At 35.2% G+C, this 21,331-nt stretch carries 23 protein-coding genes and 1 riboswitch; of the genes, 12 read left to right on the top strand and 11 right to left on the bottom strand.

Annotated elements, in window-relative coordinates; genetic code table 11:
* Positions 1-20: 20 nt before the first annotated feature.
* The 7 genes from PUH65_RS10690 (at position 21) to PUH65_RS10660 (ending at position 6,977) form a co-directional block, all read left to right on the top strand.
* Positions 21-890 carry an alpha/beta fold hydrolase gene (locus PUH65_RS10690; protein WP_305519992.1) on the top strand — a complete coding sequence of 290 codons (870 nt, stop codon included), beginning with the start codon at positions 21-23 and terminating at the stop codon, positions 888-890.
* Positions 890-2,308 (top strand): hypothetical protein, encoded by a 1,419-nt coding sequence (locus tag PUH65_RS10685; protein ID WP_305519991.1) that lies wholly within the window; start codon positions 890-892, stop codon positions 2,306-2,308. Before PUH65_RS10690 ends, PUH65_RS10685 begins: the two co-directional genes overlap by 1 nt.
* A 151-nt stretch (positions 2,309-2,459) precedes the next feature.
* The gene (locus PUH65_RS10680; protein ID WP_305519990.1) at positions 2,460-2,894 is read left to right on the top strand and encodes a TonB-dependent receptor plug domain-containing protein; all 435 of its coding nucleotides are present in this window, start codon (positions 2,460-2,462) and stop codon (positions 2,892-2,894) included.
* 21 nt (positions 2,895-2,915) lie between these two features.
* On the top strand, positions 2,916-4,706 hold the full coding sequence (locus tag PUH65_RS10675) for a TonB-dependent siderophore receptor (RefSeq protein ID WP_305519989.1): 1,791 nt from the start codon (positions 2,916-2,918) through the stop codon (positions 4,704-4,706).
* A gap of 11 nt (positions 4,707-4,717) precedes the next feature.
* Positions 4,718-5,491 carry an alpha/beta fold hydrolase gene (locus PUH65_RS10670; protein WP_305519988.1) on the top strand — a complete coding sequence of 258 codons (774 nt, stop codon included), beginning with the start codon at positions 4,718-4,720 and terminating at the stop codon, positions 5,489-5,491.
* Between the two features lies 1 nt (position 5,492).
* Positions 5,493-6,263 carry a 3-hydroxybutyrate dehydrogenase gene (locus PUH65_RS10665; RefSeq protein WP_305519987.1) on the top strand — a complete coding sequence of 257 codons (771 nt, stop codon included), beginning with the start codon at positions 5,493-5,495 and terminating at the stop codon, positions 6,261-6,263.
* Positions 6,264-6,275: 12 nt separating this feature from the next.
* The gene (locus tag PUH65_RS10660; RefSeq protein WP_305519986.1) at positions 6,276-6,977 is read left to right on the top strand and encodes a CoA transferase subunit A; all 702 of its coding nucleotides are present in this window, start codon (positions 6,276-6,278) and stop codon (positions 6,975-6,977) included.
* An 81-nt stretch (positions 6,978-7,058) separates the two neighbouring features.
* Here the strand turns inward: PUH65_RS10660 and PUH65_RS10655 are convergent, their stop codons facing one another.
* The 6 genes from PUH65_RS10655 to PUH65_RS10630 form a co-directional block, all read right to left on the bottom strand.
* The gene (locus tag PUH65_RS10655) at positions 7,059-7,598 is read right to left on the bottom strand and encodes a hypothetical protein (protein ID WP_305519985.1); all 540 of its coding nucleotides are present in this window, start codon (positions 7,596-7,598) and stop codon (positions 7,059-7,061) included.
* An 83-nt stretch (positions 7,599-7,681) separates the two neighbouring features.
* Positions 7,682-8,110, bottom strand: coding sequence for a cupin domain-containing protein (locus PUH65_RS10650; protein ID WP_305519984.1), 429 nt, complete (start codon positions 8,108-8,110; stop codon positions 7,682-7,684).
* A 111-nt stretch (positions 8,111-8,221) separates the two neighbouring features.
* Positions 8,222-8,581: a cyclophilin-like fold protein gene (locus PUH65_RS10645; RefSeq protein ID WP_305519983.1), complete on the bottom strand. Its 360-nt coding sequence runs from the start codon at positions 8,579-8,581 to the stop codon at positions 8,222-8,224.
* A 117-nt stretch (positions 8,582-8,698) separates the two neighbouring features.
* On the bottom strand, positions 8,699-9,658 hold the full coding sequence (locus PUH65_RS10640) for an alpha/beta hydrolase (protein WP_370692038.1): 960 nt from the start codon (positions 9,656-9,658) through the stop codon (positions 8,699-8,701).
* A gap of 97 nt (positions 9,659-9,755) precedes the next feature.
* Positions 9,756-10,244 carry a cupin domain-containing protein gene (locus tag PUH65_RS10635; protein WP_305552593.1) on the bottom strand — a complete coding sequence of 163 codons (489 nt, stop codon included), beginning with the start codon at positions 10,242-10,244 and terminating at the stop codon, positions 9,756-9,758.
* A gap of 9 nt (positions 10,245-10,253) precedes the next feature.
* Positions 10,254-10,823 carry a sugar O-acetyltransferase gene (locus PUH65_RS10630; protein WP_305519980.1) on the bottom strand — a complete coding sequence of 190 codons (570 nt, stop codon included), beginning with the start codon at positions 10,821-10,823 and terminating at the stop codon, positions 10,254-10,256.
* A gap of 68 nt (positions 10,824-10,891) precedes the next feature.
* Between PUH65_RS10630 and PUH65_RS10625 the strand changes: the two genes are divergently transcribed.
* Positions 10,892-11,764 (top strand): AraC family transcriptional regulator, encoded by an 873-nt coding sequence (locus PUH65_RS10625; protein ID WP_305519979.1) that lies wholly within the window; start codon positions 10,892-10,894, stop codon positions 11,762-11,764.
* 22 nt (positions 11,765-11,786) lie between these two features.
* Here PUH65_RS10625 and PUH65_RS10620 read toward each other — a convergent pair whose 3' ends face one another.
* Complete coding sequence (locus PUH65_RS10620) at positions 11,787-13,574, bottom strand: ABC transporter ATP-binding protein (RefSeq protein ID WP_305519978.1); 1,788 nt, start codon at positions 13,572-13,574, stop codon at positions 11,787-11,789.
* Positions 13,575-13,701: 127 nt separating this feature from the next.
* Here PUH65_RS10620 and PUH65_RS10615 point away from each other — a divergent pair, with 127 nt between their 5' ends.
* Positions 13,702-14,355, top strand: a complete 654-nt coding sequence (locus tag PUH65_RS10615; protein WP_305519977.1) for a CoA transferase subunit B — start codon at positions 13,702-13,704, stop codon at positions 14,353-14,355.
* Positions 14,356-14,815: 460 nt separating this feature from the next.
* On the opposite strand, the gene PUH65_RS10610 is transcribed toward PUH65_RS10615, so the two are convergent.
* Positions 14,816-15,526 (bottom strand): dienelactone hydrolase family protein, encoded by a 711-nt coding sequence (locus PUH65_RS10610; RefSeq protein ID WP_305519976.1) that lies wholly within the window; start codon positions 15,524-15,526, stop codon positions 14,816-14,818.
* Between the two features lie 132 nt (positions 15,527-15,658).
* Here PUH65_RS10610 and PUH65_RS10605 point away from each other — a divergent pair, with 132 nt between their 5' ends.
* A complete protein-coding gene (locus PUH65_RS10605; RefSeq protein WP_125021915.1) occupies positions 15,659-16,018 on the top strand; it encodes a cupin domain-containing protein in 360 nt (119 codons plus the stop codon).
* 86 nt (positions 16,019-16,104) lie between these two features.
* Positions 16,105-16,297: riboswitch (cobalamin riboswitch) on the top strand.
* A 124-nt stretch (positions 16,298-16,421) separates the two neighbouring features.
* Positions 16,422-17,519 carry a T9SS type A sorting domain-containing protein gene (locus PUH65_RS10600; RefSeq protein ID WP_305519975.1) on the top strand — a complete coding sequence of 366 codons (1,098 nt, stop codon included), beginning with the start codon at positions 16,422-16,424 and terminating at the stop codon, positions 17,517-17,519.
* A 49-nt stretch (positions 17,520-17,568) separates the two neighbouring features.
* Here PUH65_RS10600 and PUH65_RS10595 read toward each other — a convergent pair whose 3' ends face one another.
* The 3 genes from PUH65_RS10595 to PUH65_RS10585 form a co-directional block, all read right to left on the bottom strand.
* Entirely contained in the window at positions 17,569-18,180 is a 612-nt protein-coding gene (locus PUH65_RS10595) for an HAD family phosphatase (protein WP_305519974.1), read from the bottom strand.
* Positions 18,181-18,190: 10 nt separating this feature from the next.
* Entirely contained in the window at positions 18,191-19,504 is a 1,314-nt protein-coding gene (locus tag PUH65_RS10590) for a Na+/H+ antiporter NhaC family protein (protein WP_305519973.1), read from the bottom strand.
* Between the two features lie 94 nt (positions 19,505-19,598).
* On the bottom strand, positions 19,599-20,033 hold the full coding sequence (locus PUH65_RS10585; RefSeq protein ID WP_305519972.1) for a type I restriction enzyme HsdR N-terminal domain-containing protein: 435 nt from the start codon (positions 20,031-20,033) through the stop codon (positions 19,599-19,601).
* 2 nt (positions 20,034-20,035) lie between these two features.
* Here PUH65_RS10585 and holA point away from each other — a divergent pair, with 2 nt between their 5' ends.
* On the top strand, positions 20,036-21,070 hold the full coding sequence (gene holA, locus PUH65_RS10580; RefSeq protein WP_305519971.1) for a DNA polymerase III subunit delta: 1,035 nt from the start codon (positions 20,036-20,038) through the stop codon (positions 21,068-21,070).
* Positions 21,071-21,331: the final 261 nt, after the last annotated feature.

Below are 21,331 nucleotides of genomic sequence, written 5' to 3'. Positions count from 1 at the left end.
CAGCGCAAAATACTAAGACCATGAAAGAAACGCTTTTACCTTATCATTTTCCTACCAAATACCTTCAGTTAAAAGAAGGTGAAATTGCGTACGTGAAAGAAGGAAAAGGGAAAAAGGTCTTAATTTTCGTGCATGGTTTGAGCAGTAATTCTGATGCGTGGTACCGGAATATTGAAGAACTTAAAAAGGATTTCACCTGTATCGCAATCGATTTGCCGGGTTACGGTAGATCCTTTAAAAACGCTGATGAATTTACCGCAACTTATTTTGCAGATATTTTGAACGAGTTTGCTGAAAAACTAAAACTGAAAAAATTCACTTTGGTCGGTCATTCGATGGGCGGACAAGCCTCCATTAAATTCGCTTCAAAATATCCGGAAAAATTAGATAAATTGATTTTAATTGCGCCCGCAGGAATTGAGGAGTTTACCGAGTTTGAAGGTAACGCCATGAATATGGTCATGAATCCGAAAACGATTATGGCAACTTCTGATGAGCAGATCGACAGAAATTATCAAATGAACTTTTTCAAAATGCTTAAAGAAGCAGAACAAATGATTCAGGATCGAAAAAATATTAAAAAATCCGCTGATTTTGAACAGCATGCGATTGCAATCCAAAAGAGTGTAAAAGGAATGCTGGATGATAAAGTCATTGACGATTTAACTAAAATAAAAACACCTACTTTATTCCTTTTTTCTAAAAATGATATGCTGATTCCGAACAAATATTTGCATCCTTTATTAACAATCGATGAATTGTCAAAGACGGCGAAAGAATCTATTAACGGAAGTAAACTGGTAATGATTGACGATGCGGGACATTTCCTTCAATTCGAAAAACCGACCGAAGTTAATGCAGCAATTAAAGAATTTATGTCCTGTAAATAATGAAACCGAAATTAAAAGTTTTTGAAGATTTCAGCAAAGCACTTTTGCCGCATGAAGCCCGATATTTGCAAAGTTTAGGTAATTTTCAGGAAGAAGAGAAGCAGGAGATTTTCCAGAATTTAATTCACAATTCCCTGGAAGCCGAAAATGAATTGCCCTTTGATCCTGATTTTGATAAAAGGAAATACCATCATATAAAAACCTGGGCTGAGAAAAAGTTGCAACTGCGCGATGTTGATCAGGTGGCAGAATGGCTGCTCGATTTTAATAAAAAATTAGCGCTCGATTTAATCACTTCAGCCGAAGAGAAGGTGCTGATTGATTACGTTAAAAATTATAAAGGAATTACCTTTAATTTTCAAATTCTCTATCAAACAATTCGGGATTATCGTTCTTATCTTCTAATAAGAATGCGGTATGAGGATCATATTATCATCTCTGATTTTCTGGAGAATTACAAAGAATCGTACGACCGTGCGAAGGAGATCGAAGAGAAACTCTACCAGGCAACCATCGAAATTACGGATCAGTTTACCCGAACTTCAGACACTTCTATCTATTGGGAAAAATGGTTAAAAAAGGTTTTCGAAGCAGAAACGATTAATGGGAATAATCGTTATAAAGCCTTTATTCTATTGGCTTTTATGTATAATACTAACGGAAACCTGAAACAGTTGCAAACGATTTTTGATCAGATTGATGAATATTTCAGTCAAGGAAAATTGTATTGCAGAAGACTTTTATATAACTATTATTCAAGTCGGGTTTTACTTCATTCCAAGCAAAGAAATTACGTAGAAGCTATTTATTATGGCAAACTTTCTATTCGCCAGATGAATGAAGATACTTTGATGTACGTGAATAATCTGGTGTCAATTTATCTGCGTTTGGATCAGCATAAAGAAGCATTGGATTTATTAGAAAACTACCATTCTATTTACGAGAAAACGCACAATAGTTTGCAGAGAATTATTTATATTTCCTACTATTTGCGCGCTTTAAATGAATTAAATTTAAGCAAGAAAGCCGAAAATATCGGTATCTATTTCCTTCAGAAGTATGAGTCAGAAATCCTTAAATTACAATGGCATCATTTCTTTACCTCTTATTTAAATGTCTTGTATAAAAATGAGAATTACGTCGCCATTCTACAGTTGGAGAAAAAATTTGGTTTAATAGACCTGGAGCGATTGCGCAATAAGTCGGATCATTTTGTTCCGAATCTACTTTGGTTAATTTCTACGGCGTCTTTTGTTGAAAATAAAATTTCTAAAGAGAAGTATTACAGTGTTTTAAATGATAGTTTGGCTACCATTAAAGTAACTGAACGCAATCAGTATTTCATTCAGGAAATTACCGAATTGTTGATTAAGAACCTTCCAGAATTAAAATTATTTTTTAAGTCTTACTTCAAATAATTCTATTGTTAGTGGTATTTTAGCGATATTATTCAAAATGGAAGAGGTTTTATTAAAGAAAGTCATACCTTAAAACTTTATAATCTGTTAATTTTTGTTAATGAAGTTCGCTTATCATTGTACTTATAATTACAAAAAAATTAATAGGATTATGAAAAAATCAATCATTTTAGCATCTTTGTTAGGCGTCGTTTTTGCGAGTGCACAAGTTGCTGATACCGTTAGAGTAAGAGATATAGACGAGGTAACTGTTTCTGCCAGTAAGAAATTACAAAAGTTGGTTGATGTTCCTGCGACCGTAGATATCATTACGGCAAAAGATATTCAGCAATTTACCAGTTTCAACGTAGGCGAACTTGCAGCGAGACAAAAAGGGGTTGATTTTGTAAGAGCAGGAGTTTTGGGAACCGGAATCAATATTCGTGGTTTCAACTCGGCATTTAAATCTAAAAACTTACAGGTGACTGATGATCGTATTTCTACTTTGGTAGCAACTGGTCTTCCTTTTGGAGTATTCAGTACGGTTATTAAAGAAGATATTGAAAGAGTTGAAATCCTTTTAGGACCAAACGGAACACTATATTGACCGAATGCTCACAATGGTTTGGTGAATACTTTAAGTAAAAACCCTTTCCGTTCGCAAGGAACGATTCTGGCTTTGGGGGTCGGAAATCAAAATGTATTTACAACCAGACTTCGCCATGCACAGGCAATCGGTGAAAAATTTGCTTTTAAAGTTGCTGCTGAACATACTCAGGGAACCGAATTTGACTACACGGATTCTGTGTATGTAAATAATAAGGCGTACAAAGAACTTGATTTAGACAGAGACTTTAACAGTACTAAATTCAATACTCAATTAAATTATAAAGTTGGATCATTATCAGAATTAGTGGCTTACTACGGACACAGTAATAACAATAATATTGGCGTTACGAGTGCGGGTAGAAATGCAATTAAAGACTGGAATATTGATGAACTACAATTGAAATTTATTCACCCAAGATTTTTCCTAAACTCTTACTATCAGTGGAGTAATACCGAAGATACTTATGCGATGAATCAAAGAACCCAGAATTATGTGTCATTTATTAATGCAGGTTTTTCAGATGCGGTTGCAAAAGAAAGATCTTTTAATGAGCAGTGGTTTGGTGCAAGTCCAACTGCCGGAATTGCTTTGCAAAGAGGTTCTCGATTCAAAGATGATTCAAAAAGATTTGTAGCAGAAGGGCAGTACAATAATACTTGGGGTGCATTTACCTTAATCGGTGGTGCACAATTCCAGAGAGATATGGCATTTACAAAAAATACGTACATGCTCGATTTTGATGGTCCAATCAATGTTAACCAAGTTGGTGTTTATGCACAGACAGAATATAAAGTTAATGGATGGGGCTTTTTGGCAGGTTTAAGAGTTGATAATCATGATTATTATGGAACCAACCTTTTGCCGAAAGCGGCGATTACTAAAAAATTAGGCGACGGAACATTTAGACTGACTTATGGTAAAGGAATGGCAGTGCCTTCTTTATTAAATTTAGAAGGTTATTTATTTGGAGGTTTAGTTTTGGGGAACGGCGTTGGATTTACTTTATCTGATGGCAGCAAAATCAAACCTTTAGAAGTTGAAACCATTAATTCATTCGAAGTAGGATACAAAGGCGACATTGCTAAGAAATTCTATATCGATGTGAATGCTTATTATAACTTATCTGAGAATTTCATCAGCCCATTAACGCAAATCGCAACAGGAGGAAAAACAGTTACCCACAGAGGTGATCAAGCCTTGTCAACAATTCCAGGCGGAAACCCAGCGTATGTTTTAACGTATTCTAACTTTGGTAAAGTAGATACTTACGGTGTGGATTTAGGATTTAATTATTATTTCACCGATGCTTTGAAAGGAGTGGTAAACTATTCTTATTTCGGACGTAAGTTAGATAAAGATGATATGAATAATGATGGAAACAAAGATGGTAAAGTGTTAGATACCGATTTGCCAATCAATACTCCAACCAATAAATTAACAGTTGGATTAAATTATTCTACGCCAACTTTCTTTGGTGCAGTTTACGGAAGATTCGTGCAGAAATATGACTTCTTCTCTGGAGTTTCTACTGCAGCCAAAACTCAGGATTTAGACGGTGATGGAACACTCGACATTACTGAAAATTCTTATTACGCAGCTGGAAGAACTTGGAACTACGGACCGCTTGGAGGTTTCACAGTTGATATGAATGCAGGATACAATTTCAGTAACGGAATAACTTTAGGTGCAAACGTAACGAACTTATTCAATGTTGATATCAGAGAATTCGCGGGTTCACCATTCATCAAAAGATTAGTTTCTGTAGAATTTAGATACCAATTTGATTTCTTCAAAAACAAAAACAAATAATTTTTTCATCAATGGCTTTAACAACCATTAATGGGATTGACATTGACTATGCAGATATTGGGAAAGGTGATGTCGTTGTAATGCTGCATGGTTTAGGGTCAACAAAAAAAGACTGGGATCTTCAGATCCCGGTTTTATCCCAGAAGTTTAGAGTGATTGCACCTGATTTTAGAGCGCACGGAAATTCTGAAAGGGTTCCAAAAGAACAAGGTGTAGAGATAATGACCGAAGATGTTTTTCAACTTTTAAATTCTTTAAATATTAAAAAAGCCAGTTTCGTAGGGTTTTCAATGGGTGGTGCAGTTTGCTTTAATATGGCTTACTCACATCCGGAAATGGTCGATAAATTAGTGATTGTAAATTCGGGTCCAGACTTTAATAATGCCAAAGATTCTGGCGTAGATATTCTTGCCGAAAGAACCAAAATTATTAAAGAACAAGGATTTACCTCTTTGGCAGAAACAATCTCAAAAGGAATGTTTCCCGAAGAAAATCAGCAGCAGTGGCGTAAAGAATTTCTGCAGAGAATCATTGATAATGATGAAGATGCGTATCTTTATACTTTCGGATCATTAATGAAATGGGGTTTAGATGATAAGGTTTCCGAACTTAAAAATCCAACTTTGGTCATTGCTTCTGATATGGATTATACTTCGGTAGATTACAAAAAAGCATATGTCAATAAAATGCAAAATGCAAAATTGGTGGTCATCGAAAATTCCCGTCACGGAGTTGTTGTGGATCAGGCAGAAAAATTGAATAGAGAACTTCTTAAATTTTTATAAAATGAGTCGTAATGTTTTAATAACAGGAAGCACCAGTGGAATAGGTTTAGGAATCGCAGAGGCATTTGCGAAAAATGGAGACAATATCGTTTTTAACGGTTTAGAAACAAATGGAGCAGAAATCTCAAAATCAATGGGCGAAAAGTACGGTGTGAAAACAGTTTTCAAAAACTCTAATCTCATGACTCCGGAAGGCGTTCAGGAACTGGTAGATTTCGCTTACTCAGAAATGGGTTCAATTGATGTTCTTGTGAATAATGCCGGAATACAGCATGTTTCCCCAATTAAAGATTTTCCAATTGAAAAATACCAGCAGATTATTGCTTTGAATATGAACTCCGTTTTCTATGCTTCAAAAGCTGTTTTCAAAAAAATGAAAGGCCAGAATTTCGGAAGAATTATTAATGTTGCTTCGGTTCATGGAATTCGCGCTTCAGAGTTTAAATCGGCGTACGTAACCGCAAAGCATGGAGTAGTGGGTTTAACCAAAGTTTTGGCTTTGGAAGGCGCACCTTTTAATGTGACTTGTAATGCAATTTGTCCAGGCTATGTGAAAACGCCACTGGTAGAAGGTCAGATTAAAGATCTGGCAAAAGCGCACAACATGACCGAAGATGAAGTGGTAGAAAAAGTGATGTTGCAAAAACAAGCCGTAAAAAGTTTCGTTCCTATTGAGAAATTAGGAGAAATTGCCGTATTTTTAGCAGCAGAAAATGCAACCACCGTTTCCGGAACAACTTTTACGTTAGACGGAGCGTGGAGTGCACAATAACAAGTTAAGATTATGATTGATAAAAGAGTAAAAAATGCCAAAGAAGCCATCGCCGGAATCAGCGATGGAATGACTTTAATCGTTGGTGGATTCGGCCTTTGCGGAATTCCTGAAAATTCAATTCATGCTTTGGTAGAAAGCAATGTTACCGATTTGACTTGCATTTCAAACAACGCCGGCGTTGATGATTTTGGTTTGGGTTTGCTTTTACAGAAAAAACAAATCAAAAAAATGATCGCTTCTTACGTGGGCGAAAATGCAGAATTCGAAAGACAGATGCTTTCCGGCGAACTCGATGTAGAATTAACGCCACAAGGAACTTTAGCCGAAAAATGCCGCGCTGCCCAACATGGAATTCCGGCTTTCTATACACCTGCAGGTTATGGAACTGAAGTCGCAGAAGGAAAAGAAACCAAAGAATTTGATGGTAAAATGCATATTCTGGAACATGCTTTCAAAGCAGATTATTCCATTGTAAAAGCCTGGAAAGGTGACCACGCCGGAAATTTAATCTTCAAGGGAACCGCAAGAAACTTCAATGCGCCAATGGCGGGAAGTGGAAAAATCACCATCGCTGAAGTGGAGAAATTAGTAGAACCTGGACAACTTGATCCCAACGAAATTCATATTCCGGGAATTATGGTTCAAAGAATTTTTCAGGGCGAGAAATTTGAGAAAAGAATTGAGCAAAGAACAGTTAGAAAAAGAAGTTGAAAGTCTTCTGATTTGAAGACTTCAAGTGATGATTAAACGAAACATTTCCCGTGAGGGAAATGTTTTTTTTTGTAATCTATTTTATTTTTGATTGATTTTAATATCAATGATGCTCAAAAGCGCTTTTATAAATTCATTCATCAAATTGAAGTTAAATTCATAGTTGTAATATTGATCTTTAATTTCATAAGCATATCTCCACTTTACGAAACCATCACTATGGATTTTTAATAATCTTCCCAATGTTAAGTTTCCGATGTCAAACTGATCGATTTGATCTTGCGGATTATTATTTTCTGTATTGAATGATAACTTTATAGGGTAGATGTCATTCTTAGAATTAAGTTTGTTTTTGTTATATATGTCTTCAATTTCTTTTTGAAGATTATCATCAAGAAAGTAAAATATTTCATCGAGTTTATGCCCACCTTTTTCTTTATTATTATCTAAATGATATAAAAGTTTCAATAGTAATTCTGCGGCAAAACTCATATTTACTGCGGCAACAGGAGCGATTTCAAATGATTTATTCCCTGCTTCGAGATTAATTTTTTTTGCAAGAGCAATTCCATTTTCATAAAAACCTAAAGCAGCATGAAAAAGCATATTTTGATTAATCATAGATTTTAATTGGCTTATAATTAATGTAGGCGGTAATTCTTAAATATAATTAATTAAAATAAATATCTTCCTGCGCTTGATCATTATTTTTTAATTTGATTGTTGGTTTCTTCATATTCCTTATCGGAAACAGGTTCCAGCCAAGAATTTTTATTGGTTGATGGGTTTCCATTAGTAGCAAGATGCGAAAACCAACGGTCGGAAGTTGCGCCGTGCCAATGTTCGATATTTGGTCCGATCTCCACAATATCGCCACTTTTCAAAAGTTGTGCGGCTTTTCCGCGTTCCTGATAAATTCCTTCGCCGCCAATAATTATTAAAAGTTGTCTGCCGGTGTGACTGTGCCAATTATTTCTGCAACCTGGTTCAAAGGTTACATTTGCAACCGGAACATTCAAATCTTTATTGCTGGTTAAAGGCGCTAACCAAGATTTCCCAGAAAAATATTGTGCATAACCTGTATTTTCTTCGCCTGTTGCGAAGTCGCTGATTTTTGGAATTGCTGTGTTCATTTTGTTTTGGCTTTTTAAATTATTATGGAATAGAATTGAAAAAAATAATAAACTGATACTTGTAGACTTTATTAAATGTTGGAATATATTTTTTTATGACTTAATAACTTTTTAACATTCTAATTCAAAAGTTACGGTTACGTTTCCGGAACCTAATGCAGATGCTAAACCTTTTACATCATCTATTTTTCCCAATTTTGTGTAATTATAAGATGTTGAAAATGTTTTGTAAAAAAGGACTAAAGTTTTTGATCCATATAGCATTAAATCTCCATTGTTTATCATTCCAGGATTTGAAGAATTTGTTGGAAGACTCTGCGAAAAATCATGATATTTTTCGTTTGAATTTAACTCGTTCATCTTGATTGTTAAAGGAAGAAGTTCTTTAAATGCTTTTGCCGAATTATTGTCTAAAAGCGTTGCCGTGAAAATTTTAGAATTCACAGTGATCTTTATTTTAGGGTTTTTCATTGGGTGAAGTTTTCTGTATTTACGTTCGCATTTTTAACTTCAGTACAAGAAATACTATTTGTAAATGTTGATAGAATTGCCAAAATTATTAAACAAAGAAATTTCATAATTGAGTTTTTACTTCAAATTTTCCTTAAAAAATGAATCCAGTTTATCAAACGGAATTTTATCGAGTTGATCGTACAAATCTACGTGTACCGCATTCGGAATAATCATTAATTCCTTAGGCGCTAGCGCCAATTTATAAATATCTTCACTCATATATCTCGAATGTGCGTTTTCACCAGCAATCAAAAGCATTGGTCGAGGTGAAATTTCTTTTAGATGCTCTAAGATTTGACTATTCGTCAATGACATTACAGAAGTAGTTGCCCACGCTCCGTTTGAATTAATCGAACGAGGATGAAAACCACGAGGTATTCTGTAATATTCCCAATATTCTTTTACAAACTGTGGCTCATTTCCTGTCAAAGTATCCTGATTAGTTTTCCCACCATATTCAGGGGTTCCGTTTTCAGCATCTTTCCAACGTTGTAAACTCAATTTTTCCAGCATTTTTGTACGTTCTTCAACGGTAACTTTATCATTATAACCATTGGAACTCACTCTGGGAATATCATACATACTCGTTGTCGCTACGGCTTTTACTCTTTTGTCAACCGCAGTTGCATTCAATGCAAAACCACCAAAACCACAAATTCCGATGATGCCAATTTTATTTCTGTCAACATTTTTATGTAGTCCTAAAAAATCTACGGCTGCACTAAAATCTTCCGTATTAATATCCGACGATGCAATATTTCTCGGTTCGCCACTGCTTTCGCCTGTGTAAGATGGGTCGAATGCTACTACTGCGAAACCTCGTTCTGCCATTTGATTGCCGTATAAACCAGACGATTGTTCTTTTACAGCACCAAAAGGTCCGCTAATTGCGAGAGCGGCTAATTTTTCTGTTCCGGCATTTTTGGGAAGATATAAATCTCCCGAAAGTGTAATTCCGTAGCGATTTTTAAAACTTACTTTTTGACGGGTTACTTTATCGCTTAATGCAAAAGTATAATGTTCAGCTGTATCCATTTTTTTCAGTTTTGATGTTTTGTTTTGTGCGAAAATTTGTGTTGTTAGGATAAATAAAAGTGTAATTATTATTGATTTTTTCATTTTAAATTTGAGTTTATTTTTTGCTTAAATATTGTTCATCCGTCACCGGATCGTTCCATTTTACAATGCCTTTTGGGGTATCAGGAATTACATAAAGTTGTTGTAAACCTACATCAACACTTGCTCCGTGCCAATGTTTAACATTTGGTGGACATTTTACAACATCTCCTTTTTTAATAATTTCAATCGGTTTTCCTTCAATTTGATGATAGCCAATTCCGTCTGTAATAATCAAAATTTGACCAGAAGGATGACTGTGCCAATTGCTTCTTGCTCCAGGTTCAAAATAAACATTGCCAATAAACGTATTGTAAACGCTGTCTGCTTCAACCAAAGAAGTTGGATAAGCATTTCCGGTAAAGAATTCTTTTGAACCTTTTTCACCTTTGGGGAAAATGGTCTCCAATTCGTTTTTTGTATTTTCCATTTTTTCTTTATTTTGATTGCAAGACATTACTAAAATTGATGCGGTGATTATAAAAAGGATTTGTACTATTTTCATATTTCTATTTTAATTGATTTTCTTTATAATTTTTGCGGGAATTCCACCTACAATTGTGTTATCATCCACATCTTTTGAAACAACCGCACCTGCCGCAACTACTGAATTTTCACCGATGGTCACGCCTTGCAAAATCGTAACATTTGCCCCGATCCACGCATTTTTTTTGATGTGAATTTTTCCTGGAATTAATGAATGTCTTTCTGCTGGATTTAATGGATGTCCTTCCGTTAATAAGTTCACTTTTGGGGCAATCAGAACGCCATCTTCAATGGTAATTCCGCCCAGATCCAAAAAAGTACAGCCAAAATTGATGAACACATTTTTTCCGATTTTCGTGTTTTTACCATAATTAATGTGAAATGGTGGAAAAACTGCAACACTTTCATCAATTTCAGAATCTGTTATCTCACTTAAAATTTCTCTTATTTCATTAGGCTCAAAACTATTATTAAGTTTTTGTAAAAGTTTGATGGTTGCAAAAGCAGATTCTCTCAGTTGGTGATTATCAGGATGATCGGATGTAATTGTTTCTCCGTTTTTTAAACTTTCGAATATTGATTTTCTTATTTCACTCATTTTGCAAATATTTAATTACAAAATTACATCAAATCGTATATCCAAATATGACACTAAATGCGCTATAAATGTCAAATATTACGTATTTTAGCAAAAACAAATTGGTGATGATTAACAGCGGTTTAGCACGGATTCTTTTTTTTGAAGTTTCAAAGGAAACTGATTTTCCGGAAAACTTTCAACAGTTTTATCACACTCATCTTTTTTGTCAAAGAGGAAATTTTCAGTTTAAATTTAATGATCAAAAAATGGAATGTAAAAGTGGACAGTTCCTTTTTTGGTTTGCAGAAAGTATATTATCGGATTTTAAATTTTCAAAAAATTTTAAAAGCAGTGTTTTATTAATCGAAAAAGATTTATTGATCCATAATATTCCTGATCAAGGATGGAGTATCAATGCGCAACTTCATTCCCGAATATTTCCAGTGAAACCAGTTGCTTCGGATTTAGAAAAAGAAAAAATTCTAACCAATTTTAAACAGATCAACGAACGGTTTTTAGAAACCAATCACCGATTTTATGAGGAAATGCTGACGTTGCAGACGCAGATTTTTATTTTAGAAATGTGGAATTTATTTGCCAATGAATATGAAAAACGCAAACACAGTTTACAAACCGGAAATCAGTATGAACACTTTATCAGTCTGCTTCAGGAGCATTGTTTGCAACATCGCGAAGTAAAATTTTACAGCGATTTATTAAATATTTCTCCTAAATATCTCAATTATCTCTGTAAAACTCATTCTGGAATAACCGCATCAGAATGGATAAAACGGCACGCAAAAGAACGCATTATTCTTTTGCTTCAAAATAATAATCTTAATATTTCCGAAATATCAGAAGAAATGAATTTCAGCAGTTATTCTTATTTTACCCGTTATGTGAAAAAACTTTTGGGCGTAACTCCGGGAGAATTTCGAGGGAGATTTAACGCGAAATAGTAGTAAAGGAATTTGTAGTGATTTACGATTTCCGTTCCCCAATCTGCTGACGCCACATCGCGTAATACAATCCTTTTTCTGCGAGTAAGTTCTCATGAGAACCCGTTTCAATCACTTTTCCACGTTCTAAAACATAGATTCGGTCGGCATGCATAATCGTGCTTAATCGGTGCGCAATTAAAACAGTAATCTGTTCTTTCTGTTCCGAAATATCTCTAATCGTCGTTGTGATTTCTTCCTCCGTAATGCTGTCTAAAGCAGAAGTTGCTTCATCAAAAATCAATAAATGCGGTTTTCTCAACAAGGCTCTGGCAATTGCGATTCTTTGTTTTTCACCACCACTTAATTTAAATCCACCTTCACCGATGATGGTATCTAAACCGTCTTCCGCTCTTTCAATCAAAGCCGTAGCGCTCGATTTTTTTAATGCCATACTCAAATCCTGATCTGTCGCTTCCGGATTGACGAAGAGAAGATTTTCTTTAATGGTTCCGGCAAAAAGTTGTGTGTCTTGTGTTACAAAACCAATCTGATTTCTCAGTTCATCGATATCGAATTCATTACCATTGATATTGTTGTAATAAATAGATCCTTCATTTGGACGGTATAATCCCACCAGTAATTTTACTAAAGTACTTTTCCCCGCGCCACTCGGGCCGACAAAAGCAATCGTTTCTCCATTTTTAACTTCAAAAGAAATATCGTTCAGCGCCTTGTAAGTAGCAGACTGATGTTTGAAACTAACATTTTTAAATTTTAATTTATTGATGGCCCCAATTTTTTTCGGATTAAGTGGTTTTTCTTCAGTCCGCTTTTTCATTAAATTATCGAAGTTAAATAAGGAGGCCTCGGCTTCACGATAAGAGATAATGATATTTCCGATTTCCTGCATCGGGCCGAAAATAAAGAATCCGTAAAACATTAATGATAAATATTGTCCCGGCGTCACTATGTTTTTAAAAATTAAAAAGAGCAAAGTCAGCGTAATCATCTGTTGTAGAAAATTCACCAAGGTTCCTTGAATGAAACTTAAAGAACGGATGCTTTTCACCTTTCTCAATTCCAGACCTAAAATTTTGTAGGTATTGCTGTTGAGCCTTTTAACTTCCTGCTGCGTAAGACCCAAACTTTTTACGATCTCAATATTACGTAGACTTTCGGTGGTACTTCCCGCCAAACTGGTAGTCTGAGCCACAATGTTTTTCTGAATTTTTTTAATTCTTTTACTTAATAAATTGGTGATAAAGGCAATGAAAAATATTCCCACCACATAAACCGGCATAATCGCCCAGTGTAACTGAATGGCATAAACAGAAACGAAAATAATACTGACCAAAATTCCAAAGAAAATATTGATAAAGTTGTTGATGAATTTCACGGAATCTTCTCTAACTTTCGTTAAAATCGATAACGTTTCACCACTTCTTTGATCTTCAAATTCCTGAAAAGGCAAGGCCATAGAATGCTGTAAACCATCGGTAAAAATATTGGCTCCAAATTTTTGGGTGATGACACTCGAGGTATAATCCTGAAAGGCCTTTGCAATCCTACTCACCATCGCAACACCGATTAATAATCCTATAAAATAAAAGGCGCCGTGGTACATGCTGGTGCCGTATAAATATTCCTCCAGACTTCTGCTTAAAAGTTTTTCTTTGTCGAAAAAGTTGGGATTAGTCACTAATTGATCCAGAATTTTTCCTGTAATCGCGGGACCAAACAACGAAAATACCTGATTGATGGTGGCGAAGACTAAAGATAAAATCAAAAGCCATTTATGAGGTTTTAAATATTTAAAAAGTGTTTTCATTTAAAAAAAAATAATTGGCTGCAAAATTAGAGATATTAATTGGTTTGTTTGGGTCATCCCATAGAATGTCTCAATAGCATTTGTATAGGAAATGAAAAAGCAATAAATTGCAGTTCAAGTTTACATTATGCTAACAAAAGAACAAATCGCGCAGCGCATCTCCAAAGAAGTAAAAGATGGCTATTACGTTAACCTCGGAATTGGGATTCCGACTTTGGTTGCTAACTTCGTTTCTCCGGATCTTTCTGTGGAATTTCAAAGTGAAAATGGGGTTCTCGGAATGGGACCTTTTCCTTTCGAGGGTGAAGAAGATCCGGACTTAATTAATGCCGGAAAGCAAACGATCACCACACTTCCCGGAGCATCATTTTTCGATTCTGCTTTCAGTTTCGGAATGATCAGAAGTAAGAAAGTTGATTTAACGATTCTTGGAGCGATGGAAGTTTCTGAAAATGGTGATATCGCCAACTGGAAGATTCCGGGTAAAATGGTGAAAGGAATGGGCGGTGCCATGGATTTAGTGGCTTCGGCTGAAAATATTATTGTTGCCATGATGCACGTTAACAAAGCCGGCGAAAGTAAAATCCTGAAAAAATGTACGCTTCCTTTAACCGGAGTTGGTTGTGTGAAAAAAGTAGTGACTGAAATGGCGGTTTTAGAAGTAACGCCCAACGGTTTCAAACTTTTGGAAAGAGCGCCTGGAGTTTCTGTTGAAGATATCATGAAATCTACAGAAGCAGACTTAATCATCGACGGAGAAATTCCGGAAATGCAGTTTTAAATCAAATCATTTGCAATAAAGAATAAATCCTTTTCAGTTATGAAAAGGATTTATTCTTTATAAATTTTCTAAAAAGATCTAACTAGGAATTTGCAATATCAATTGGCATAGGAAGCGTAGGCGTTAAGAAAATTTATTTTGAAACCGTTAAAAAATCTCCATGTTCGAAGCGCGACACTATTTTAATACTCATAAAATAATTTTGATTCGCGCTAGTTTTGGAGATTTTAGGTTTGAAAATAAATTTTTAGCCGGAGTTTCCAAGCCTTGAACTTTTGATTCTTTTGTTTCAAGACAAAAGAATAAAAAAGGTATTTAACAAATGTGATTCTTCCTGCGTCAATGACAAAAACATGTATTTAAAGAAATGTCATACTGCTGTTGTATAAGAATATTCAGTTTTTGTAAAATCCTTGAACTTTTGATTCCTTTGTTTCAAGACAAAAGAATAAGAAAAACATTATTTCAAAATCTCTTTTAAAAATAATAAAGTATGATTCCATGCTCTTTTCGCCATCACTGCATTGTAATCTTTCGATTCTGGATTCGTAAAAGTATGTTTTGAATTTGAATATGTAATAATCTGCCAATCGGCTTTCCCGTCATTCATTTCTTTTACCAACTGTGCATAATCTTCAGGTTTCACACTTGCATCATCCGCTGGATGTTCCACCAGAATTTTTGCAGAAAGTGGTTCATTCATTCTCGCTGGATCTTTTGCCAAACCACCGTGAATTGATACTACGCCAACTACAGGAAGTTTTCCTCTTGCCGCTTCCAAAGCACCACTTCCACCAAAACAATAGCCAATTACTGCGATTTTCTCTGGATTAGCACCGCTTTTCTTTAATTGTTCCAGGGCTAATGAAATTCGTTTTTGGTAGGCTTTAAAGTCTTGTTTGTAATAACCTGCAACTTTCGCAGCCGAAGCGTTATCGGTGGGGATGTTTCCTTCACCATAAATATCTGCGATAAAAGCAATGTAACCTTGTTTCTCAAGATCTAAAGCAGCATTCCTGGCTTCATCATCAATCCCTTTCCAGGCGGGTAAAATTAAAACTCCAGGAAGTTTCTTTCCAGCATTCGAAGTTACCAAACCACTGAGTTTTTGAGCGCCGTCCTGATAAGAAACCTTTTTAAGAGTCTGACTGAAGGTGAGTGTTGTTGACATAAAAAATATAGTTGCTAAAATTGAACGTATCATATTTTTAAATTTTTTAAGATTAATTAAATGTACGGAAAGAGATTCAAACGGAAATAAAATTTTAATTTGTAATTTTAAACTTCTTAAAAATAAATCAAGATGTCAAAATATAAAATTCAAAAATCACCGTTCATTGTTCCGACAACTGACGGCAAACTCATCGAAGAAATCTGGGGAAACTCCACCGGAAATTCCGGTATATCAATCGCACATATGGTTGCGCCACCCAATTGGAGTGAACCTTTTCAAACACCGGAATTTGATGAATTCACGTATATCATCAAAGGCAAAAAACAATTTGAGATCGATGGAGAAATCGTAGTTTTAGAAACGGGACAAAGCATTCTCATTGAAAAAGGAGCAAGAGTTCGTTACAGCAATCCGTTTGAAAATCCTTGTGATTATCTGGCGATTTGCCTGCCTGCATTTTCTATGGATTTGGTAAACCGTGAAGATTAGAATTTCATATGATCTCTGTTCTTAGAAATAGGGATTTTTTTTGGCTGATAAATGTCAGTTTCAGTTCCTAAGTTTAAAATTTATCTTTGCGACTGATAAAATAAGGTTGTAATCTGAAAAATTCAGATCACATTAATAGGGAATCAAGTTAAAATCTTGAGCTGTACCCGCAACTGTACGCTATAAAAAGTATTGTCATTTTGTGCCACTGATTCTAAATTGGGAAGGCCGACAAATTACCAGCAAGCCAGGAGACCTGCCTTATTTTTATTAATGATCTCTTCGGGAAAAAAGAGATGTTGAAGCGGGAAAACATTCTTGTTTTTTCTCGTCGTCGTTATTTTGTAAGACGATTTCAATATTTCTTTTTTCTCCTTTTTATTAAATAATTAAATTTAGAAATATGAAAAAAGCATTATTGTTTTTATTCGTCGGAGGTTTCTTTTCGGCGCAAAATGTGGAGTTTACTGACATCAATTTTAAAAATGCCATCATCAAAGCCTATCCGGCTGTTGATGCCAACATAGACCACGAGATTTCTTTTGAAGAAGCAAAAACTTTGACTTCAATGAGAAACCTTGCAAGTTATCCGTTGATTACCGATGTAAAAGGTATTGAATCTTTTATCAATCTAACTGAACTCAGTTTAACTCAAAAGGATTTTAAAACCATTGATGTTTCTAAAAATACCAAACTTACCACTTTAAACCTACGCGAGAACAAATTGGCAGGAACATTAGATGTTAGTTCATTATCTGCATTGAAAACTTTAGAATTGAATTCAAATGCTCTGGTTGAAGTTGTGCTGCCGCTTAATGGGAATATTGAAACGCTTTATATTAATGAGAATAAACTCACGGAAATTGACGTTAGAACACTTCCTAATCTGAAGCGGTTATTTTTAGTAAATAATCAAATTCCTGCTTTGGATCTGTCGCAGAATACTATTTTAGAACGTCTTCATATCAACAAAAATAAAGTAACAAATTTAGATTTGACCAATCTTACGAAACTGAATTGGATGTCTGTTAATGATAACTTATTGACAAATATAACTTTTCGAAACAATCCTGTGTTGAAAACGATTCTGGCCCAAAATAACAAGATTAAAATCCTAGACTTTCAAGATGGTTTTACAAATATGTTAACGGTAATCAATCTGACCGGAAATGCAACTTTCAATAAAATAATTAAAGATTGTGATGATACTTTGCCGTCCAATGTTTCCGTAGCAATTGAGGATAACTGTATTTTAGGAACTCAGAATGAAGTATTAAATTCTGTCAAGTTTTATCCAAATCCAGTGACTGATCAAATTTATTTTTCGGAAAATCTGCAAATCCAAAATTATCAGATTCTGAATGTAGAAGGCAAAGTGGTGAGAAATGAAAATGTACTAATATTGAAATCTCTTGAAGTTTCTACTTTAGAAAAAGGGGTGTATCTGTTGAAATTAAAAACGAAAAAAGGAGACCTCGTTCATCGATTTATTAAAAATTAAATAAGTTTATCAAAAATGCCAAGGTTCATCAACTTTGGCATTTTATTTTTTAACACTGAATTCCTAAATCTCTCAATTCCTTTTCCAAATCGGTATCTTCTTTAATATGAATACAGATAAATCCTAAACTTTTAGCGACTTCAATATTCTTAGCATTATCATCAATGAAGACTGATTCTTCGGCTTTGATTTGATATCGGTTCAACAAAACTTCCCAAATCGCTGGATCTGGTTTAATGAGTTTTTCAGTTCCGGAAACCACAATTTTACCTTCGAATATTTTAAAGAAATCATAGTTTTCCAAAGCGTACGGAAAAGTTTCTGCCGACCAGTTCGTTAAGCCGAAAAGATTATATTTTGAATGTTCTAATTTTCGCAGAACTTCAACATTGTGAGGAATATCAGACTTCAACATCATCGTCCAGTTATCGTAATACGCCCGAATTTCGTTTTCCCATTCCGGATGTTTTGCAACCTGAATTTCAGTGCCTTCTGCTAAACTTCTGCCGCGATCCTGTTCTGCATTCCATTCATCGGTCGCAATATTTTTCAGGAAATGTTCCATCTTTCCATCATCGTTAAAATGATCTTTAAAAAAGTAGCGCGGATTCCAATCCATTACCACGCCGCCGAAATCGAAAATAATATTTTTAATGCTCATTAATTTTACTTTAAATTGTTGACTTACTAAACGTTAATTTTTTAGTGCTTTTAAATATAATTGAACCCAAAGTAATTACTAAAAGAAGATGCAGGTAAAAAGAATTCAGAACCAAATCGGTGTAACTCATTTTAAAATTACTTAAAGAAATCAGAATTAAAATTTGGGCGCCGTAAGGAATAATACCCTGAACATAACATGCAAATATATCAAGTACCGACGCACTTTCCTGTGGTTTTAATTCATACTTGTCGGTAATTTCTTTTGAGACTTTTCCGGAGATTAAAATGGCAATGGTGTTATTGGCAACGCAAAAATTGGCCACACTTACCAAACCGCCGATTCCTAATAAAGCGGTTTTCTTTGAACTGATTATTTTATTGATATTTCTCAGTAGGAAATTAATTCCGCCCGCTTTTTCAACCAAGGCCGCTAGACCGCCTGTGAGAAGCGACAGTAAAAATATTTCGGTCATGCTTGTAAATCCTTCATAAGTGTTTTTTGCGAACTCCATTAAACCAAACGTTCCATAACCCATTCCTAAAACTCCGGCGAAAAGCAATCCTGAAAATAGGACTACGAAAACATTAATGCCGATGATAGAAAGCGCAATAACCAGTAAGTAGGGAAGGATCAGCATAAAATTAAAATCTTTCTGTTCCATAATAACGGAAGTCGGTTCCTGATTGAATCCTATCAAAACAAAAATGAGAATGGCAACTAACGCCGCCGGAAGCGCGAGTTTAAAATTGGCTCTGAATTTATCTTTCATGTCACAGCCCATACTTTGAGTGGCTGCAATCGTGGTATCGGAAATCACGGAAAGATTATCTCCAAATATCGCTCCCGAAAGCAAAGCCGCGCCAATTAAACCCAGCGGAGAACCACTTTTTTCTGCCAGATCAATAACAATTGGTCCCAGAGTAACAATCGAACCAACCGAAGTCCCGGAAGCGAAAGACAGAAAAGACGCAATAACAAAAATCCCAACCGGAAAATAGGCTGCAGAAATATAATTTAAACCAAGATTAACGATTGTATCCACACTTCCAGTGGCTTTTGAAACGGTGGCAAATGCGCCCGCCAAAAGGTAAATGATGCACATGGTCAATATTTTACCATCTCCGCAACCTTTTAAAAAAGTATCGATTTTGTGGTTCATTTTACCTTTGAATAAAATAAAGGCGGAAACAATTCCAATCAATGCTGCAATAGGAGAGGGCAAAGCGTAGAAATCATTATTGTAAATACCTGCGCCTAAGAAAACAAATACGAAGATCAATAAAGGGATGATTGCAGTAAAAGAGCCGTTCGTTTTAGTCATGGTGCAAAACTAAGGCTCAAAATATCAAAAACCAACTGTTGGTGAAAGGAATAATCGATAAAGATTGTTAACGTAGAACGCATATAAATTTTGATTAAAATTCACCCTGGTAAAACTCGTATTTTCCGTCAACAAACTTAGCGGAAATATGGTGCAAACCATTACTCAGAATAATTTCATCTGCATTTAAAATAGAATTATATCGGGCAGTTTGTTCAAAAGTTTTTTCCGTCAGTTTAATGTGTGGCGCTTTGCATTCAACTAAAATTTTAGCCACCGTTTTTTCGGTGACCAGCAAATCAATTCTCTTCGTCGTTCCGTTTAGAATCAACTTTTTTTCTGAAATTAAAGAGGATAGATTTCGCCCTTTAATGAAGTGAAAATAGTGCACCCAATGTTGTCGAACCCATTCTTCGGGCGTGAGCAGAAGCCAGGATTTCCGCACCAAATCATAAATAAAAAACTTATCTTTGTCTCTCTTGATTTGAAAGTCAAAATCCTCATTAAAATTCAGTTTCGGAAGTTCCATTTATGAAAGAATTAGATTTAATCCTCAAAAATATTAAAAATAAAGAGTTTCTGCCTATTTATTTTTTCCATGGCGAAGAACCTTATTTTATGGATGTGGCTTTGAAGTCATTTGAAAATGATGTTTTAGAGGAAGATGAAAAAGCCTTTAACCAAACTGTAGTTTACGGAAAAGATACCACGTTTTCTGAAGTTCTTTCCCTCGCAAGGCAATTTCCCATGATGGGCGATAAGCAAGTCATCATTGTAAAAGAAGCCCAGGACATCGTGCTCACCGAAGCAGACAGTACAGCACTGAAACTCTACACCGAAAACCCGGTTGAATCCACGCTTTTAGTCATCGCTTACAAATACAAAAAAGTAGATGCGCGGAAAGCCTTTACTAAAATTCTTTCAACAAAGAAAATGCTTTTCTTAAGCGAAAAAATAAAGGATTATAATGTTTCAAAGTGGATTGATTCCGAAATCAAAACGTTGGGACTAAAAGCCAAACCGAATATTCCGACCATCCTCGCAGAATACTTAGGAACCGATTTATCTCGTATTTCGAATGAATTGCAGAAACTCAAAATGATTCTGAAAGACGGCGAAATCCTGGATGAAAAAATAATCGAAACCAATATCGGAATCAGCAAAGATTTCAACGTGTTCGAACTCATCAAAGCCCTTGGCAAAAAGGACGAAGTGAATGCTTTCAAAATCGCACATTACATGGGGAAATCGAAAACCCACGCCTTTGTGATGACCACTGGAAACTTGTACAACTTCTTTTCCAACCTCATCCTTTTCCACACTATGAAAGGGGAATCACCGCAAAATCAGGCAGCCGCCATGGGAATCAATCCGTTTTTCTTAAAAGATTTCGGAGAGGCAGCCAGGTTCTATAATCTTAAACATTGCACTCGGGCCATTTCAATTCTGCGTGAAATCGATCTAAAAAGCAAAGGTTTAGGTGCCATCAATATGACCGATAATGATTTGCTCAAAGAATTGGTTTACAAGATTTTGCATATCGATCACTACAAAGTGCAATTGTAATTCCGCTCCTTTTGGAATGTTTTTAAAATTGAGATAGTGTTTCAAACTTATTTTTTGGGCGACAAATTCCGTCCTCCATTCCCGTTTTTTTTCTACACTTCGTTGCGCAAAAAGAACTTCATTCAGGCCGGGTCGCAACGCAGGATTCTAAATGAAGGTTTTTTATTATTGATTATTACTTGAGTTTCGGTTTTATAATTTTTTAAAGATGCTTTATTAATTTGAATAACTTGATTTTTAACATGTGCAAATACCCACCTC

Origin of the sequence: Kaistella sp. SH40-3 (genome assembly GCF_030686865.1) — a bacterium.
GTDB lineage: Bacteria > Bacteroidota > Bacteroidia > Flavobacteriales > Weeksellaceae > Kaistella.
This window is presented reverse-complemented; position numbering and strand designations above follow the sequence as displayed.

Excerpts from the sequence above, each read along its gene's own strand:
- PUH65_RS10605 (WP_125021915.1), top strand. The coding sequence starts at position 15,659 with ATGTCAAAATATAAAATTCAAAAATCACCGTTCATTGTTCCGACAACT.
- holA (WP_305519971.1), top strand. The coding sequence starts at position 20,036 with ATGAAAGAATTAGATTTAATCCTCAAAAATATTAAAAATAAAGAGTTT.
- PUH65_RS10625 (WP_305519979.1), top strand. The coding sequence starts at position 10,892 with ATGTCAAATATTACGTATTTTAGCAAAAACAAATTGGTGATGATTAAC.
- PUH65_RS10595 (WP_305519974.1), bottom strand. The coding sequence starts at position 18,180 with ATGAGCATTAAAAATATTATTTTCGATTTCGGCGGCGTGGTAATGGAT.
- PUH65_RS10630 (WP_305519980.1), bottom strand. The coding sequence starts at position 10,823 with ATGAGTGAAATAAGAAAATCAATATTCGAAAGTTTAAAAAACGGAGAA.
- PUH65_RS10650 (WP_305519984.1), bottom strand. The coding sequence starts at position 8,110 with ATGAACACAGCAATTCCAAAAATCAGCGACTTCGCAACAGGCGAAGAA.
- PUH65_RS10670 (WP_305519988.1), top strand. The coding sequence starts at position 4,718 with ATGGCTTTAACAACCATTAATGGGATTGACATTGACTATGCAGATATT.
- PUH65_RS10645 (WP_305519983.1), bottom strand. The coding sequence starts at position 8,581 with ATGAAAAACCCTAAAATAAAGATCACTGTGAATTCTAAAATTTTCACG.
- PUH65_RS10585 (WP_305519972.1), bottom strand. The coding sequence starts at position 20,033 with ATGGAACTTCCGAAACTGAATTTTAATGAGGATTTTGACTTTCAAATC.
- PUH65_RS10600 (WP_305519975.1), top strand. The coding sequence starts at position 16,422 with ATGAAAAAAGCATTATTGTTTTTATTCGTCGGAGGTTTCTTTTCGGCG.
- PUH65_RS10620 (WP_305519978.1), bottom strand. The coding sequence starts at position 13,574 with ATGAAAACACTTTTTAAATATTTAAAACCTCATAAATGGCTTTTGATT.
- PUH65_RS10680 (WP_305519990.1), top strand. The coding sequence starts at position 2,460 with ATGAAAAAATCAATCATTTTAGCATCTTTGTTAGGCGTCGTTTTTGCG.
- PUH65_RS10635 (WP_305552593.1), bottom strand. The coding sequence starts at position 10,244 with ATGAAAATAGTACAAATCCTTTTTATAATCACCGCATCAATTTTAGTA.
- PUH65_RS10640 (WP_370692038.1), bottom strand. The coding sequence starts at position 9,658 with ATGGATACAGCTGAACATTATACTTTTGCATTAAGCGATAAAGTAACC.
- PUH65_RS10655 (WP_305519985.1), bottom strand. The coding sequence starts at position 7,598 with ATGATTAATCAAAATATGCTTTTTCATGCTGCTTTAGGTTTTTATGAA.
- PUH65_RS10660 (WP_305519986.1), top strand. The coding sequence starts at position 6,276 with ATGATTGATAAAAGAGTAAAAAATGCCAAAGAAGCCATCGCCGGAATC.
- PUH65_RS10590 (WP_305519973.1), bottom strand. The coding sequence starts at position 19,504 with ATGACTAAAACGAACGGCTCTTTTACTGCAATCATCCCTTTATTGATC.
- PUH65_RS10690 (WP_305519992.1), top strand. The coding sequence starts at position 21 with ATGAAAGAAACGCTTTTACCTTATCATTTTCCTACCAAATACCTTCAG.
- PUH65_RS10610 (WP_305519976.1), bottom strand. The coding sequence starts at position 15,526 with ATGTCAACAACACTCACCTTCAGTCAGACTCTTAAAAAGGTTTCTTAT.
- PUH65_RS10615 (WP_305519977.1), top strand. The coding sequence starts at position 13,702 with ATGCTAACAAAAGAACAAATCGCGCAGCGCATCTCCAAAGAAGTAAAA.
- PUH65_RS10685 (WP_305519991.1), top strand. The coding sequence starts at position 890 with ATGAAACCGAAATTAAAAGTTTTTGAAGATTTCAGCAAAGCACTTTTG.
- PUH65_RS10665 (WP_305519987.1), top strand. The coding sequence starts at position 5,493 with ATGAGTCGTAATGTTTTAATAACAGGAAGCACCAGTGGAATAGGTTTA.